Raw genomic sequence first — 14,290 nt, 5'->3', positions numbered from 1 at the left:
AAGTGAAACACACCAGCGCCGATGGTAGTGTGGGGTCTCCCCATGCGAGAGTAGGTCACCGCCAGACTACAAATAGAAGAACCCCAGCCCAACCGGCTGGGGTTTTTTTATGCCTGTTCCACGGCCAGCTCTGCCCTCAGGGTTGCTGTGAATAGCCCGCGCCCCTTACACAAAGTCTCTCAATACACACCCCGAGCGCATTGTTTATGACTATCTCACCTATCAAGCTACTAATTTCTATAAATTAGATGTTAATCTATCAATAATACATATTTTCATTCTATAAATATGAACTAATATAAAGCGTGAACAATTTAGGAAAGTTTTATGTGGAAAAACACATCGGATAAATACGGTTTAATCGCGGTATTAATTCATTGGTTGTCGGCCTTAATAGTGTTTGGTTTATTTGCTTTGGGCTGGTGGATGTTAACTCTGACCTACTACGATGAGTGGTATCGTTTGGGTCCCTGGTGGCATAAATCGTTTGGCATTACCTTACTTATCGTAACGGTTTTACGAGTGCTCTGGACTTTAATCAATACTAAACCTAAACCTTTAGGTAGCAAGTTTGAACGGTTAGGAGCGAAAGCGGGTCACTTTTTACTTTATTTGCTGCTATTCACAGTAATGATCAGCGGCTTTTTGATTTCAACAGCAGATGGTAGCTCTATCAGCGTATTCGACTGGTTTTCGGTACCATCAGTGATAACAGATTTACCAAAGCAGGAAGATATTGCTGGTGAGGTACATTGGTACTCAGCGTTGTCTTTAGTGATCCTGGCTGGTGGTCATGGACTGGTGGCGCTGAAACATCACTTTATAAATAAAGACAGCACACTTATTCGAATGTTTGGAAAAACTAAGAGGAAATCATAATGAAAAAGACATTAATAGCAGCCGCGATAGCGGGCGGTACCTTATTTACTTCGGCGGCAATGGCAGAAGACTATAAAATCGATACTGAAGGCCAGCACGCCTTTATTCAATTTAAAATTAGTCACTTGGGTTACAGCTGGTTATACGGTCGTTTCAATGACTTCGAAGGCTCTTTCAGCTACGACGCGGACGCTCCTGAGAATTCCTCAGTTAAAGTGACAATCGATACCTCCAGTGTAGATACTAACCATGCTGAGCGTGATAAGCACTTACGTGGCGACGACTTCCTGAGTGTATCTGATCACCCTACTGCGACCTTTGAAAGCACTAAATACGTGCCGGATGACGATGATGAAGGCGAAGGTACACTGCATGGCAACTTCACTCTTAATGGCGTGACTAAAGAAATCGCTATCGAAGTTAAGCACATTGGCGCTGGCGAGGATCCATGGGGCGGATTCCGCCGTGGTTTTGAAGGTGAAGTAGACTTAACCTTAGCCGACTATGGAATCGACTATAACCTCGGACCAGCGGCTAAAGAAGTTCAGTTGACACTGTCTATTGAAGGCGTACGTCAATAACCGACAGAATCAACTGAGTAGAGTTAGTGAGCTAACGCTTCTTTGTAAGCGTTAGCAGCTAGCTGACTATCACCAAGAGTGTGATAGGCGTTGCCCAATAAACGATAAACGTGACTGCTTGGTTCAATTTCTGCTAACTTTTTCAAAGCACGTTGCGCTAACGAAAAGTCCTGATTATCCATAGCGATTTGTGCAAGAGCATAAAGGTAATCTCTATTTTCCGGATCTTGCTTCAATTGAGCTTGAACAAACTCCAGCAACTTCTCCGATTTTGCATTAAATAAATGCAAGGAGTTAACGGCAGCCGGTTGCAGCTCCCCTCTTTTTAATCCTTTTAAAACCACTCTGGCAGAGACTTCATAATCACCTAAATGCTTTAACGCGGCGGCATAACTTAACCTGATGGTTGCGTCGCTACGTTGTTTACTGGGTAGGCTGCGCCACTCGTTGTACAGTATCTCGTTACTTCTGCGACCCTCAGCAACAAAGCGTTCAAAATAGACTTGATATTCAAGACGGTCAAATTCCGCTGGAGCAAGGTCGGTTACACGACGCAACTCCGGTAATAAATCTTTCAGTTGCTGCCAATTTCCGGACGCTTTAAAGACCCGGTAAGCTAATTTAAGTACATTGGCAGAGTGTGGCTTAGCTCCCAGTAAGATTCGCATCTCTTTATCCGCTTGTGCCGGGTCTTTTTTTACCAACTGTTCAATGGAAACAAGCTGAAGCAGTGTATCTGCATTATCATAAAATGCCCCTGCTTCATCGTGCCAATAAGTTGCCTTTCCGGCGTCTTTATTGAGGCAAGCGGCAACCGCAGTTAACGCGGCAATGTTGTTGTCAGGAGACTTTTTGTAGGCCTTAGACAGGCTCTCAGTCGCTTTTTCGGGGTTATCATCCAGCAGCTCGCGTATGCCCTGCTGGAAAATGTTCTGAGCTTTACGCTCGCTTCGATTTGCCAACCACTTCCGGCCCTGGCGGGTTTTGCTAAGTAGCCGGCGCAGTAATGACACCACAACACTGAGTACGGCAATTGCCACAATAGTAACGACAAGCAGGCCGACTACGGTCGTCTCAATCGCTACTCCGGCAAACTGAACTAAAACATAGCCCGCGTTACCCGACGCGAGTGGTCCAATAATGGCCCCCAATATAATGATGACAATCAGAGCGATGATCCATTTCATGAGGCATCTCCCTGCTCAATAGCCTGAGCGATGAAATCCAGAGATTCGAGCTGCTCTATGCTCTGTTGTTCGAAGTCCTCCTGACTCAGCGACTGAATACGCGAAATAATATCCTGAGAGGCTGCTCCATCGCCTTTTAGCTGCGCAATTAGCTCAGATAACTGTTCCAGGTAGCGCTGCCACAATTCATCATTATTTTTTACAGCTGCTTGTTGAGCCAGAGTAAATAGGAGTTGAATGCGTTCGTTTATTGCCGTGCGCTGGGTCGCACTAAGTAGAGGCTCAGGATCGCTGTCCACGGGTTGAATGCGGATAAAATTATCAAGGAAGGACTGCCAGTTAGCACTCAGGTTCGTTTGCCAGTCATTAACATCGCCACTGACATTCTGAGTATTGGAACTTAAGCGCTGTTGATTACTGTTTACTTCGTCGGGCAGGTCAGACACTCGTTGTTGCAGACCCACGAGTTGCAGCGCCAGGTCAGTATTGTCTGCTTTAACTGCTGCGTTCACTCGTTCAATATCGCCCGCCAGCTTCTCGCGGGTACGAATTGCATTACGGCTGTCGATACCAGACAGCTGCTGGTCGGCCAATTTCAAAAGTTGCAGCGCCGCTTTGTAGTCGTCCTGGCTCCACATCATTCGTGCAGCCGCGGATAAGGTTTGTTTTATTTCCAGTAGACGCCAGTAAGCCGCTTTTTCGGCAGGCGTTTTGCGCATGTCATCGCGCACATCCTCAATACTCTGACGCAAACTGGTCAGTTCCCGCTGCAGTTGTTGGTCGGTGTTACTCAACCTATCCAGTTCGCGGGACTGCACCGTATTTTGCAGTTGCTGCTCCAGATTCCCAACAGAACGCTCAAGTTGTTTAAAGCGCGTTTCAACCGGATCTTCCTGCGGTTGTTCACTTACCTGTTCAGAGTCTGTCTTAAATAAACCAGGGAAACGCGTATAGCCCCAGTATGCGGCAGCGACAATAGCGATTAAAACAATAAGCCAGACTAAGCGTTTGAAGAAACGCCCGCTACTTTTCTCGGCGGTTATGGTTTCTTCTTCTGTGCTCTTCTCGCTACTTTGTTCATTATTCTGAACGTCTTCGTTCTCAATTTTATTCTCTTCAGTCATGGGTTTTTCCATCCGCTATTAGCGCATTCATTAATATGGCGTCCGCTGCACTGCCTGTTACTTTGATATTGTCTGATTGTCCGAAAGGAATCAAACCTTTCAGACGATGACTGGGAACTATCCACTGACAGCTATCCAGCCAGCTTTGGGCAGAACTTGGCATAGACGATAAAAAGTATCCCAGTTGTTCAGCGCTGGTAACAACGATAGTACCAACTGATCTTATCCACTGCTGAATAAGTTCAGGGTCGTTCAATGTGAGTTGTTTTCGGCGATACACTTCCCAGTAATCGACAGAAGCTCCGCGAGCCCTTATGGCGTCCGCTAATAACTCACGGCCGCCTTCCCCGCGAATGATCAACCAGTTTTGTTGCTGCAGCTTTTGTAATTCCGACAACTTCAGCAACCCTTCCGACTGATGTATAAATGTCGGACAGCTCACCGCCGTGCTCAAATGTTTGCAAGCAAAAGAAGCGGTTCCCGGTCCGACTGCATAATATTTAGAAGGAACCCCGGTAAAACCAGCCTCGGACGCATAATGAGCTGCATTTTTACTGACAATAACAATGCCATCCCAATGCTTTTGTTTAACCTGGGTCAGCTGTTCTTTATTCACAGGTAAAGGCTCTATCTCAATAAAACTGTGAACAAAGCACTTTCTGCCCGTTTCACGCAGCTGTTGAGTAAAGTCGTCCGGACTCCTGCCCGGACGCAGCAGTAAAACCGCTTTATGAGTGACTGGATTCACTGTCATAGACTGCGCTCAGAATTTCGGCTGCACCTTGTTTAAGTAACCTTTCAGCGAGCTCTGAACCTAACTCTTCAGCTCTAGACGCCGGGCCGCGCACTTCATCACGAAGCACTTTTCCCCCATCAGGCTCACCAACCAGGCCGCGTAAATAGACTTCATCACCTTCCAGCTCAGCATAAGCACCAATAGGCACCTGACAACCGCCATCCAGCCCGCGGTTCATTGCCCGCTCAGCTAACACCCGCGTACGAGTTTCCTGACATTGCAGTGGCGCCAATAAGGCTTTCATTTTGTCGTCATCGCTGCGGCATTCAATACCCAGTGCGCCTTGCCCATTAGCCGGTAATGACTGCTCTACCGGAATAAAGGAGGTAATGCGGTCGCCCAGCTCCAGTCGAATGAGACCCGATGCCGCCAGGATAATGGCATCAAATTCACCGTCATCCAGTTTGCGTAAACGTGTTTGAACGTTGCCGCGTAAATCTTTTATAACTAAATGCGGAAATTGCTCTTTTACCTGGCAGCGGCGGCGCAAACTGCAGGTTCCGACTACTGCGCCTTCCGGCAGTTCATTAAGGTTTTTGTAGTTGTTGGATACAAAAGCATCGCGCGGATCTTCGCGTTCGCAAATGGTGTGAAGCTCCAGTCCCGGTGGGAACTCAACCGGTAAGTCTTTCATGCTGTGTACGGCAATATCTGCACGGCCTTCCAGCATCGCCACTTCCAGTTCTTTTACGAACAAACCTTTACCGCCAATTTTTGCCAGCGGGGTATCGAGAATGACATCGCCTTTGGTCGACATAGGAACCAGTTCTACCGACAGGCCCGGATGCAGCTCTTCAAGGCGTTGTTGAATGTGTTCAGCTTGCCATAAAGCCAGCTTGCTTTTGCGTGTTGCAATTCTAACACTTTGGGTCATTCGTTTTCCTTTACGACGATTAATGACTTTTTAGGTATCTGGTGCGATGATAGGCACCATAGAAACCCAAACGGAATACCTATAGTTTAGCGATGTTTAGTCGAATTGTAATCAAGACGCTGGTGCTATCAGCCATTTTAATGACTTTAGTCGGTTGTGGTCAGAAAGGGCCACTGACGCCTGAGCCTATGCCAGAGCAAAATACACCTGCAGAGCCGCCGGCGGAAGACACCAAATGAGCGAGTTAATTGACTATAAAAATGGCCAGTTTCATATTGAAAACTGCGACGTCGAGAGTCTTATTGAGCGCTTTAGTTCGCCTTTGTATGTTTACTCCAAAGGTCAGATTCTAAAAAACTGGCGCGAGTTTCAGCAATACTGGCCCGCACCTCATAAGCTGTGTTATGCGGTAAAAGCCAATAGCAACTTAGCTATTCTGCAGTTACTGGCCGAGCATGGCGCGGGTTTCGATATTGTCTCCGGTGGCGAGCTTCAGCGTGTATTAATGGCCGGCGGTAAAGCTGACGACGTGGTTTTTTCCGGTGTGGCTAAATCCAAAGACGAAATCATTATGGCGCTGGAAGCGGGCATCGGCTGCTTTAATGTAGAGTCTGAGGCGGAGCTTGAGCGTATTCAGGACATTGCTGCTGCCATGGATAAACAGGCCCCGGTGTCGTTAAGAGTGAACCCCGACGTTGATGCCAAAACGCATCCGTACATTGCTACGGGCATGAAAGCCAACAAGTTTGGCATCAGCATGTCATTGGCTAAGCCGGTGTTTCTTAAGGCGCATAGCTTACCCAACATTAATCTGATTGGTGCGGATTGCCACATAGGTTCGCAAATAATGACAGCGGAACCTTTTCTCGATGCCGCGCAGCGCATGTTTAATCTGGTTTCGGAACTGGAAAAAGACGGTATCCAGCTGACACATCTGGATTTAGGTGGCGGTTTTGGTGTGGCGTATCAGCCGGAAGAGCCGTTGGATAAGTCCTTTTATTTAAAGGAGCTGGTTAAGTTAGCCGAAAATTACCCGCAAATTACTATGGTACTGGAGCCCGGACGCGCAATTACGGCGGATGCCGGAGTTCTGCTAACCACGGTGGAATACATTAAACCCTCAGACGATAAGAATTTTGTTTTGGTCGATGCCGGCATGAACGACTTATTACGTCCGTCTTTGTACCAGGCCTGGCACGATATTTTACCGGCGCACGAAAATAAGCGCGGCGGCGACCAGTTGAATGATATTGTCGGCCCGGTGTGTGAAACCGGTGACTTTTTCGGACACGCACGGCATTTAAATGTGCAACAGGGCGACGTACTGGCCATTAAACATGCCGGTGCCTATGGTTTTACTATGGCGTCTAACTATAACAGTCGTGGCCGCCCGCCCGAGGTTTTGGTCTCGGGTGATAATGCTACACTGATCCGCGAACGTGAAAGCTTTAACGATCTCGTCCGGGGCGAGCACTTGTTACACCAGGAAGGCAAATAAAAATGTTATTACATTTTTCAAAAATGCACGGGCTTGGCAACGACTTTATGGTGGTGGATAACGTCACTCAGAATTTATATGTGAATCCGGATCAAATACGCCGCTGGGCAGACCGACACACAGGTATTGGTTTTGATCAGATGCTGTTAGTTGAGCCGCCTTATGACCCTGACCTGGATTTTCACTACCGCATTTTTAATGCCGATGGCAGCGAAGTTGCTCAATGTGGCAATGGCGCCCGCTGTTTTGCGAAGTTTGTAAAAGCTAAAAACTTAAGCAATAAGAATCACCTTAAGGTCAGTACCAAGGCCGGAAAAATGGTTCTGCACTTAGAGAAAGACGGTCAGGTGACGGTGGATATGGGCGAACCCTTATTCGAACCGGCGGCGGTGCCTTTTAAAGCGCAAAAAGCAGAGCAGACTTACGTTTTAAGAGTACAAGAAGAAACGGTTCTTTGTGGTGTTCTGGGTCTGGGCAATCCGCACTGTGTTATCGCTGTGGATAACGTCGACACTGCACCAGTGGAAACCCTCGGAGCTGCCCTTGCAGCGCATGAGCGCTTCCCGGAAAGCGTGAATGTAGGCTTTATGCAGAAAGTATCGGCTGATGAAATTAAACTGCGCGTGTTTGAGCGTGGCGTAGGTGAAACCATGGCGTGTGGTAGTGGCGCCTGTGCGGCAGCTGTAGCCGGCATTCAGCAAGGCTTATTAAATGAGCGAGTAAAAGTCAGCTTGCCCGGCGGGGACTTAATTATCCGTTGGCAGCAGGGGCAGCCTGTAAAAATGACCGGCCCCGCAGAATTAGTTTACGATGGACAGATGGTGTTATGAGTAGCGAATCAAAAATGATTGCAAATGAACGTTTAGACGACAGTCTTATAAGAGAATACTTACAAGAGAACCCTGATTTTTTCACGAAAAATGATGACTTGCTGGCTCAGTTACAGTTTCAACACAGTGAAAAAGGCGCCGTCTCGTTAATTGAACGGCAGCAACAAAAGCTGCGTTTGCGCGTACAGCAGCTGGAAGAAGAAATTACCGAGCTGATGATAAACGCGCGTCGCAATGAAGCTATTTTCTCGGCTTACAGCAACTTATACGTGAGTTTGTTGCGCTGTCAGAGCCTGAGTCAGGTTCTGGATGAGTTGCAAAACACCTTTGAGAATGAGCTGGAAATGCCGGCCTTGTCGTTGAAGTTTTTCGACAGCCCTGTAGATTTAGGCGAGCAGTACAGCTTTGCCTCCGACACTCACAAAAAGCTACTAAGCAAGCGTTTCAATGAAAGCTCTATCTATCTTGGCCGCTTAACGGAGCAAGAGCATAAGCTGTTATTCCAGGACGAAAAGATTGCTTCCGTGGCACTGCTGTTGTTGGGCGATAACGGTGAGCTGGGTATGCTGGCGGTCGGTAATACTAACGCCAGTCACTTCGAGCCGGCAATGGACAAGTTACTGATCAATCAGCTACAGGCCTTGCTCAGCGCATTGTTACCGGGGCTACTGCAAAACCATGAAGCTGCATGACTGGCAGCAAAAATGGATGCAACAACTGCAGGGAGAGCGTGGTTTAGCGGAGCTAACGCTTAAGAATTATCAGCGCCTTATTGCGGCTGATATCGCGGATCTTGAACTGCAAAAAATAACGGAACCTAAAGCGCTGCGTGTCCCTGTTATTGAACGGCTTTTAGTTGGCTGGCGGCGTAATGGATTGGGTGAACGCAGTATTGCTTTAAAATTGTCAGCGTGGCGTACCTTTTGCCAGTTCATGGTGGAATCTAACGCTATGGACGACAACCCCGCCATGTCAGTATCGGCACCGAAAATTCCCAAACGTTTACCCAAAAACCTCGATGTGGACAGTATCTCTCATTTGCTGGACTTACCCACAGATGATGACTTAGCCATTCGCGATGCAGCCATGATGGAGCTGCTCTATGCCAGCGGCATTCGTCTGGCAGAGCTGGTCAGTCTTGATCTGGACCACATTGACCACCGTATGATGCAACTACGGGTGACCGGTAAAGGCAGCAAAACGCGCATTGTGCCCTTTGGCCGCTGTGCTGAAAAAGCCTTAAAAAAATGGCTGTCAGTGCGTCAGGCCTGGTTAAACCAAAAGCCCGAGCTGGCGCTTTTTGTGAGTAAAAGGCTACAGCGCATCAGCCCTCGTACTGTGCAGCAGCGGCTGAATTACTGGGGTAAACAACAAGGTGTGGTTGGCGACTTGCATCCGCATAAGTTACGGCATTCGTTTGCCTCTCATATGCTGGAATCCAGTGGTGATTTGCGTGCGGTGCAGGAAATGCTTGGACACGCCAACTTATCCACAACTCAGGTGTATACCCATCTGGATTTTAAGCGTTTAGCCAGTGTTTATGACAGCGCCCACCCGCGCGCCCGGAAAAAATCGACTTAACTTTTATCAAATAAGAGTACCGCGTTATGCAGTTCCACCGCCGCTGGCATTTACCCAAAGTTATCAGTTTTGATTTAGACGACACGCTTTATGACAACGTGCCGGTTATGCAGCGTACAGAAGAAGTCGCTCACAGCTATATTGCAGAACAATACCCGCAAACTGCTGAGTGGGACATGCATCACTGGCGCCGCTTCCGAGATGAGGTGAGCCGTACCGACGAAACTCTCGCCAGCGATATGACTAAACTGCGCCTGAAAACCCTGGAGCTGGGGTTAGAGAAATTCGGTGTTGATGATTCGGCACGGGCAGCGAACACCATTATGGATGTGTTTTTGTCCGAGCGTAGTAACTTTGAAGTGCCACAAGACAGTATAAAATTATTGGATGCCCTGTCGCAGCGTTACAAATTAATTGCACTGAGTAATGGCAATGTAAATGCGGATAAAATTGGCCTGGCTAAGTACTTCGAGTTAGTGATTCAGCCCGGAGATGGCATTCGCGGTAAACCCCTGCCGGATATGTTCGCCGCCGCCGAACGAAAACTACCTGAGTTGCAACCGCATGAGTTTCTGCATGTAGGCGATCATCCATATTCCGATATTCTTGGCGCGCAGCGGCATGGCTGGCAGTCCGCCTGGCTAACCTCGGGGCTGGGAACCACTGCGCACTTATCGGTCTTGCCAACCGTTACTTTGCATAACCTGAATCAGCTACAACGGCTTTTATTGGATTAAAGCCGGCGAACAACTACTGGTTGCTTATACAGTGATGCACTATTACACTGACGCCATAACGTAATACAGTTCTTACTAATGATTTAGGTGACCGCTAATGAGTACACACCCGCTTCTGGCAGATTTAAACGAACGGCAGCAGCAGGCCGTATCTGCAACCGACGGTCACATGCTGGTTCTGGCCGGAGCCGGTAGTGGCAAAACCCGTGTGTTGGTGCATCGCATTGCCTGGCTTATTCAGGAACGGCAGTATTCGCCCTTTAGTATTCTGGCCGTTACCTTTACCAATAAGGCAGCTGCCGAAATGCGCGGACGGGTTGAGCAACTGGTAGGCAGCTCGGTGCGCGGTATGTGGATTGGTACCTTCCATGGTCTGGCGCATCGTTTATTGCGCGCTCATTATATGGACGTTGGTCTGCCGCAAAACTTTCAGATAATCGACAGTGATGATCAGCAACGGCTCATTAAGCGTTTAATTAAAAGCTTAAACCTGGATGACAAACGCTGGCCAGCCAAGCAGGCACAGTGGTACATCAATGGTAAAAAAGACGAAGGTCTGCGCCCGCAGCACATTGAAACCTACGACCCTACAGAGCAAACCTTAAAAGAAATCTATACTTTGTATCAGGAGAGCTGTGACCGAGCCGGCCTAGTGGATTTTGCCGAGCTGCTGCTGCGCGCACACGAGTTACTGCGTAATAACCGCATTGTCCGCGAGCACTATCAGAACCGTTTTCGTCATATTCTGGTCGACGAGTTTCAGGACACCAACTCCATCCAGTATGCCTGGATCCGCTTATTGGCTGGTAGTCAGAATAGCGTGACCATCGTGGGTGACGATGACCAGTCCATTTATGGCTGGCGCGGTGCTAAAGTCGAGAATATTCATCAGTTCCTATCGGATTTTGAAGGCTCTGAGACTATCCGTCTGGAGCAAAATTATCGCTCTACAAGCACCATTTTGCGCGCCGCAAACTCGGTTATTTCCAATAACTCGGGGCGTCTGGGTAAAGACTTATGGACCGACGGTAACGACGGCGAACCAATAAGCTTGTATGCCGGTTTCAATGAAATGGACGAAGCCCGTTATATTGTGGCGCGAATTGAAGAATGGCGTGATCAGGGTGGTTCGCTACAGGACTCGGCTATTTTATACCGAAGTAACGCACAATCGCGTATTTTAGAGGAAGCGTTGCTGCATGCGCGTGTTCCTTATCGTATTTATGGCGGTTTACGTTTCTTCGACCGTCAGGAAATAAAAGACGCACTAGCGTACTTGCGAATTTTGGGTAATCGCGATGATGACGCGGCCATTGAGCGGGTGATTAACACTCCAACGCGGGGTATCGGTAACCGTACTATGGATATGATCCGGCAGGCGGCGCGAGAGCGTGAAGAGTCCTTATGGCAGGCGGCAAAATATATGGTTAACGAAAAGCAGCTGGCCGGACGGGCGCGCAACGCTGTGGGTTCTTTTTTGGACTTTATCGAGAACTTAGACGACGAAACCGAAGAGTTTTCGTTAGGCCGCCTGAGCGACGAAGTGATTAAGAAAAGCGGCTTGATGGCCATGTATGAGGCCGAGAAAGGCGAAAAAGCGGAAACCCGGGTCGAAAACTTAAAAGAGCTGGTCACCGCCTGTGAAAACTTCACTCTGGATGATGCCGAAGAAGATATGACACCGCTGAATGCTTTTCTGGCACATGCCTCGCTTGAAGCTGGTGAAGAACAGGCCGATGAATATCAGGATGCCGTACAGCTCATGACGCTGCACAGTGCTAAAGGTTTGGAATTTCCTTTGGTATTTATGACCGGCGTGGAAGAAGGTCTATTCCCGTCTCAGCAGTCGATGGATGAACCCGGAAGACTGGAAGAAGAGCGTCGGCTTTGTTACGTCGGTATGACCCGGGCAATGGAGAAGTTGGTGCTTACTTACGCCGAGCAGCGCCGTATTTACGGCCAGGAATTGTTCCATAAAATCAGTCGTTTTATCAGTGAAATTCCGGCGGATACTTTGCACGAAGTACGGCTGCAAACGAGGGTAGAAAAGCCTAACAGTTATGGCCGCTTCAATAATGCTGCCAGCCACGAAAGCTTTGAGCAAACGGGTTATTCATTAGGCCAGCGGGTACGTCACCCGAAGTTTGGCGATGGTACTGTGTTGAACTATGAAGGCACCGGACCGCAATCCAGAATTCAGATTAACTTCGACAATGTCGGCAGCAAGTGGCTGGTGGTTGCCTATGCGCGACTTGATCCGGTTTTCTAAAGTGTAAAGATGTGATCAAAAACCGCGTTCTTCGACTACCCTTAGGGTACATACATACAATGTCGGAGGCATTATATGAAACGCTCTGCAAATGCACAGTGGAAAGGTAGTACAAAAGAAGGTTCAGGCGTTGTTTCAACGCCAAGTGGTGTTTTAGACAGCACCCAATACTCATTTAAGAGCCGCTTTGAAGATGGCAAGGGTACGAACCCCGAAGAGCTTCTTGGGGCAGCGCACGCAGGCTGCTACGCCATGGCGTTTTCGTTAATGCTGGGTGAATCTGGCTATGAGCCGGACAGTATTGATGCCAAAGCTGAAGTGTCGTTAGAAGAAGATGGCGATGGCTTCAGTATCGCTAAAATTCACCTGACGGTGAAAGCCAGTATTCCGGATATTGACGAAGACAAATTCCAGAAACTGGCTGAAAAAGCGAAAGAAGGTTGTCCTGTCAGCAAAGTGCTGAAGGCTGAGATCTCAATGGATGCCAGCCTCAGCTGAAGCTAGCTTCTTTTTCGCTTTACGATCACGCTGGCGCTGTATAATGGAATCGAAACTGTACAGTGCCAGCGCACTCCAGATAATAATAAAAGTGACCAGCTTACTTTCTTCTAAAGGCTCACCGTAAACCACTACCGCCAAAGCAAACATTAATGTTGGAGCTATATACTGGAAAAAGCCCAGCGTGGCGTAGCGCAGGCGCTGTGCCGCCGCGGTAAAACACAGTAGCGGAATGGTTGTGACCAGCCCGGCGGCAACGAGTAACAGGTTTAACGTCCACGGGTTAGCGGTTAAATCACTACTGGCTGATTCGGCAAACACCAATAGATAAATAAGCATTACCGGGAATAGAATAGCGGTTTCCAGCCAAAGTCCGCTAATAGAATCGACCGGCAGGCGTTTGCGAATGGCGCCGTAAATAGCAAAGCTGGACGCTAAAGCCAAAGCCACCCAGGGTACCGCGCCAAAGGTAACAATCTGGATGGTAACGCCCACCACGGCCATACCAATGGCAACTAATTGCAGGCGGCGCATACGTTCGGCAAAAAACACCATTCCGATAGCCACATTCAATAGCGGGTTAATGTAGTAGCCAAGGCTGGCATCTAACATGTGGTTACTGTTGACGGTCCAAATAAACAAAAACCAGTTACCACCCAGCAGACAGGTTGCCAGGGTTAAACGCAGCACCAATTTGCGGCTTTTTAGTATAGGGAGAATGCGGTCCAGTCGTTTCATGGCAACTATTAGTACAAACACCATCAAAAATGCCCAAATAATTCGATGGGAGAGTATTTCTAGCGCAGGTACTTGTTTCACCAGCTTGAAGTAAACCGGTGCTATGCCCCAAAAAGTATAGGCGGCAAGTGCGAAGAAAACGCCTTGCCGCGCCCGAACGGCGTCATCGGACATGTCTCTAGAATCCTTTTTTATCAGCGTTAGCCGACCAGATAAGTTCCGGTTCCGAACGCAATGTGCGTGCCTTCTTCGTTGTGCAACTCCATCCGTGCCACCGCGACTTTATTACCTGAGCGGATGATGGTTGCGCTGGCTATAAATTCGGTACCGCGCCCTGGACGAAGGTAATCAACCCGAAGGTCAATAGTACCACAACGGCTAAGACGCTCCATTAAATAAGCTTCAGTAGGAGACTCCAGTCTGTCGACCATGCCGGCTATAGCGACCAGTCCCCCGGCGGTATCCAGCGCAGTAGCGGTAACCCCACCATGCAGCATACGCTGTGGCACATTACCCATGAGTTGCTCCTGCCATTTAAATCGAATTTCACCACGCGCAGGGTTAAACTCCGTAATTTCCAGGCCAAGCAGTGCCTGGAACGGAACCTGAGTGTTCATAAACTCGGAAACTTTTGTCAGTATTGTTTGTGTATTCATTTTCGGCATGGTGATTAGCGGACAGGACGCTTACAATAAGAG

Annotated in this window: 16 protein-coding genes; 10 read left to right on the top strand and 6 right to left on the bottom strand. The window is 48.4% G+C overall.

Annotation, left to right across the window (positions count from 1 at the left end):
* Positions 1-327 precede the first annotated feature (327 nt).
* Both Q5L94_RS07290 and Q5L94_RS07285 read left to right on the top strand, forming a co-directional pair.
* Positions 328-879 (top strand): cytochrome b, encoded by a 552-nt coding sequence (locus Q5L94_RS07290; RefSeq protein ID WP_317497783.1) that lies wholly within the window; start codon positions 328-330, stop codon positions 877-879.
* The gene (locus Q5L94_RS07285) at positions 879-1,460 is read left to right on the top strand and encodes a YceI family protein (RefSeq protein ID WP_317497782.1); all 582 of its coding nucleotides are present in this window, start codon (positions 879-881) and stop codon (positions 1,458-1,460) included. The genes Q5L94_RS07290 and Q5L94_RS07285 overlap by 1 nt, the downstream gene beginning before the upstream one ends.
* A gap of 23 nt (positions 1,461-1,483) precedes the next feature.
* On the opposite strand, the gene Q5L94_RS07280 is transcribed toward Q5L94_RS07285, so the two are convergent.
* From Q5L94_RS07280 to hemC, 4 genes are read right to left on the bottom strand one after another with little or no spacing between them, the layout of a single operon-like run.
* On the bottom strand, positions 1,484-2,647 hold the full coding sequence (locus Q5L94_RS07280; protein ID WP_317497781.1) for a heme biosynthesis HemY N-terminal domain-containing protein: 1,164 nt from the start codon (positions 2,645-2,647) through the stop codon (positions 1,484-1,486).
* On the bottom strand, positions 2,644-3,771 hold the full coding sequence (locus Q5L94_RS07275; RefSeq protein ID WP_317497780.1) for a uroporphyrinogen-III C-methyltransferase: 1,128 nt from the start codon (positions 3,769-3,771) through the stop codon (positions 2,644-2,646). Before Q5L94_RS07275 ends, Q5L94_RS07280 begins: the two co-directional genes overlap by 4 nt.
* Positions 3,764-4,525, bottom strand: coding sequence for a uroporphyrinogen-III synthase (locus Q5L94_RS07270; RefSeq protein WP_317497779.1), 762 nt, complete (start codon positions 4,523-4,525; stop codon positions 3,764-3,766). Before Q5L94_RS07270 ends, Q5L94_RS07275 begins: the two co-directional genes overlap by 8 nt.
* The gene (gene hemC / locus Q5L94_RS07265) at positions 4,500-5,441 is read right to left on the bottom strand and encodes a hydroxymethylbilane synthase (RefSeq protein WP_317497778.1); all 942 of its coding nucleotides are present in this window, start codon (positions 5,439-5,441) and stop codon (positions 4,500-4,502) included. Before hemC ends, Q5L94_RS07270 begins: the two co-directional genes overlap by 26 nt.
* A 92-nt stretch (positions 5,442-5,533) precedes the next feature.
* On the opposite strand from hemC, the gene lptM reads away from it, so the two are divergent.
* The 8 genes from lptM (at position 5,534) to Q5L94_RS07225 (ending at position 12,854) form a co-directional block, all read left to right on the top strand.
* Complete coding sequence (lptM, locus tag Q5L94_RS07260) at positions 5,534-5,680, top strand: LPS translocon maturation chaperone LptM (protein ID WP_011235781.1); 147 nt, start codon at positions 5,534-5,536, stop codon at positions 5,678-5,680.
* Positions 5,677-6,939 carry a diaminopimelate decarboxylase gene (lysA, locus tag Q5L94_RS07255; RefSeq protein WP_317497777.1) on the top strand — a complete coding sequence of 421 codons (1,263 nt, stop codon included), beginning with the start codon at positions 5,677-5,679 and terminating at the stop codon, positions 6,937-6,939. The genes lptM and lysA overlap by 4 nt, the downstream gene beginning before the upstream one ends.
* A 2-nt stretch (positions 6,940-6,941) precedes the next feature.
* Complete coding sequence (gene dapF, locus Q5L94_RS07250; RefSeq protein WP_317497776.1) at positions 6,942-7,769, top strand: diaminopimelate epimerase; 828 nt, start codon at positions 6,942-6,944, stop codon at positions 7,767-7,769.
* The gene (locus tag Q5L94_RS07245; RefSeq protein ID WP_317497775.1) at positions 7,766-8,461 is read left to right on the top strand and encodes a DUF484 family protein; all 696 of its coding nucleotides are present in this window, start codon (positions 7,766-7,768) and stop codon (positions 8,459-8,461) included. Before dapF ends, Q5L94_RS07245 begins: the two co-directional genes overlap by 4 nt.
* A complete protein-coding gene (locus Q5L94_RS07240; protein ID WP_317497774.1) occupies positions 8,448-9,350 on the top strand; it encodes a tyrosine recombinase XerC in 903 nt (300 codons plus the stop codon). The genes Q5L94_RS07245 and Q5L94_RS07240 overlap by 14 nt, the downstream gene beginning before the upstream one ends.
* A gap of 26 nt (positions 9,351-9,376) precedes the next feature.
* The gene (locus Q5L94_RS07235; protein WP_317497773.1) at positions 9,377-10,087 is read left to right on the top strand and encodes an HAD-IA family hydrolase; all 711 of its coding nucleotides are present in this window, start codon (positions 9,377-9,379) and stop codon (positions 10,085-10,087) included.
* A gap of 97 nt (positions 10,088-10,184) precedes the next feature.
* On the top strand, positions 10,185-12,356 hold the full coding sequence (uvrD, locus tag Q5L94_RS07230) for a DNA helicase II (protein WP_317497772.1): 2,172 nt from the start codon (positions 10,185-10,187) through the stop codon (positions 12,354-12,356).
* A 75-nt stretch (positions 12,357-12,431) separates the two neighbouring features.
* Positions 12,432-12,854: an OsmC family protein gene (locus tag Q5L94_RS07225; RefSeq protein ID WP_317497771.1), complete on the top strand. Its 423-nt coding sequence runs from the start codon at positions 12,432-12,434 to the stop codon at positions 12,852-12,854.
* Here the strand turns inward: Q5L94_RS07225 and rarD are convergent.
* Together rarD and Q5L94_RS07215 are read right to left on the bottom strand one after the other, a co-directional pair.
* Positions 12,831-13,766 (bottom strand): EamA family transporter RarD, encoded by a 936-nt coding sequence (gene rarD, locus Q5L94_RS07220; RefSeq protein ID WP_317497770.1) that lies wholly within the window; start codon positions 13,764-13,766, stop codon positions 12,831-12,833. The genes Q5L94_RS07225 and rarD overlap by 24 nt on opposite strands.
* A gap of 26 nt (positions 13,767-13,792) precedes the next feature.
* Positions 13,793-14,257 carry a thioesterase family protein gene (locus Q5L94_RS07215; protein WP_011235772.1) on the bottom strand — a complete coding sequence of 155 codons (465 nt, stop codon included), beginning with the start codon at positions 14,255-14,257 and terminating at the stop codon, positions 13,793-13,795.
* Positions 14,258-14,290 lie beyond the last annotated feature (33 nt).

It is taken from the genome of Idiomarina sp. Sol25 (assembly GCF_033052775.1).
GTDB lineage: Bacteria > Pseudomonadota > Gammaproteobacteria > Enterobacterales > Alteromonadaceae > Idiomarina.
This window is presented reverse-complemented; position numbering and strand designations above follow the sequence as displayed.

What these genes read in the sequence shown, in the direction of transcription:
- Q5L94_RS07290 (WP_317497783.1), top strand. Translation starts at nt 328, where the DNA reads ATGTGGAAAAACACATCGGATAAATACGGTTTAATCGCGGTATTAATT.
- Q5L94_RS07285 (WP_317497782.1), top strand. Translation starts at nt 879, where the DNA reads ATGAAAAAGACATTAATAGCAGCCGCGATAGCGGGCGGTACCTTATTT.
- Q5L94_RS07280 (WP_317497781.1), bottom strand. Translation starts at nt 2,647, where the DNA reads ATGAAATGGATCATCGCTCTGATTGTCATCATTATATTGGGGGCCATT.
- Q5L94_RS07275 (WP_317497780.1), bottom strand. Translation starts at nt 3,771, where the DNA reads ATGACTGAAGAGAATAAAATTGAGAACGAAGACGTTCAGAATAATGAA.
- Q5L94_RS07270 (WP_317497779.1), bottom strand. Translation starts at nt 4,525, where the DNA reads ATGACAGTGAATCCAGTCACTCATAAAGCGGTTTTACTGCTGCGTCCG.
- hemC (WP_317497778.1), bottom strand. Translation starts at nt 5,441, where the DNA reads ATGACCCAAAGTGTTAGAATTGCAACACGCAAAAGCAAGCTGGCTTTA.
- lptM (WP_011235781.1), top strand. Translation starts at nt 5,534, where the DNA reads ATGTTTAGTCGAATTGTAATCAAGACGCTGGTGCTATCAGCCATTTTA.
- lysA (WP_317497777.1), top strand. Translation starts at nt 5,677, where the DNA reads ATGAGCGAGTTAATTGACTATAAAAATGGCCAGTTTCATATTGAAAAC.
- dapF (WP_317497776.1), top strand. Translation starts at nt 6,942, where the DNA reads ATGTTATTACATTTTTCAAAAATGCACGGGCTTGGCAACGACTTTATG.
- Q5L94_RS07245 (WP_317497775.1), top strand. Translation starts at nt 7,766, where the DNA reads ATGAGTAGCGAATCAAAAATGATTGCAAATGAACGTTTAGACGACAGT.
- Q5L94_RS07240 (WP_317497774.1), top strand. Translation starts at nt 8,448, where the DNA reads ATGAAGCTGCATGACTGGCAGCAAAAATGGATGCAACAACTGCAGGGA.
- Q5L94_RS07235 (WP_317497773.1), top strand. Translation starts at nt 9,377, where the DNA reads ATGCAGTTCCACCGCCGCTGGCATTTACCCAAAGTTATCAGTTTTGAT.
- uvrD (WP_317497772.1), top strand. Translation starts at nt 10,185, where the DNA reads ATGAGTACACACCCGCTTCTGGCAGATTTAAACGAACGGCAGCAGCAG.
- Q5L94_RS07225 (WP_317497771.1), top strand. Translation starts at nt 12,432, where the DNA reads ATGAAACGCTCTGCAAATGCACAGTGGAAAGGTAGTACAAAAGAAGGT.
- rarD (WP_317497770.1), bottom strand. Translation starts at nt 13,766, where the DNA reads ATGTCCGATGACGCCGTTCGGGCGCGGCAAGGCGTTTTCTTCGCACTT.
- Q5L94_RS07215 (WP_011235772.1), bottom strand. Translation starts at nt 14,257, where the DNA reads ATGCCGAAAATGAATACACAAACAATACTGACAAAAGTTTCCGAGTTT.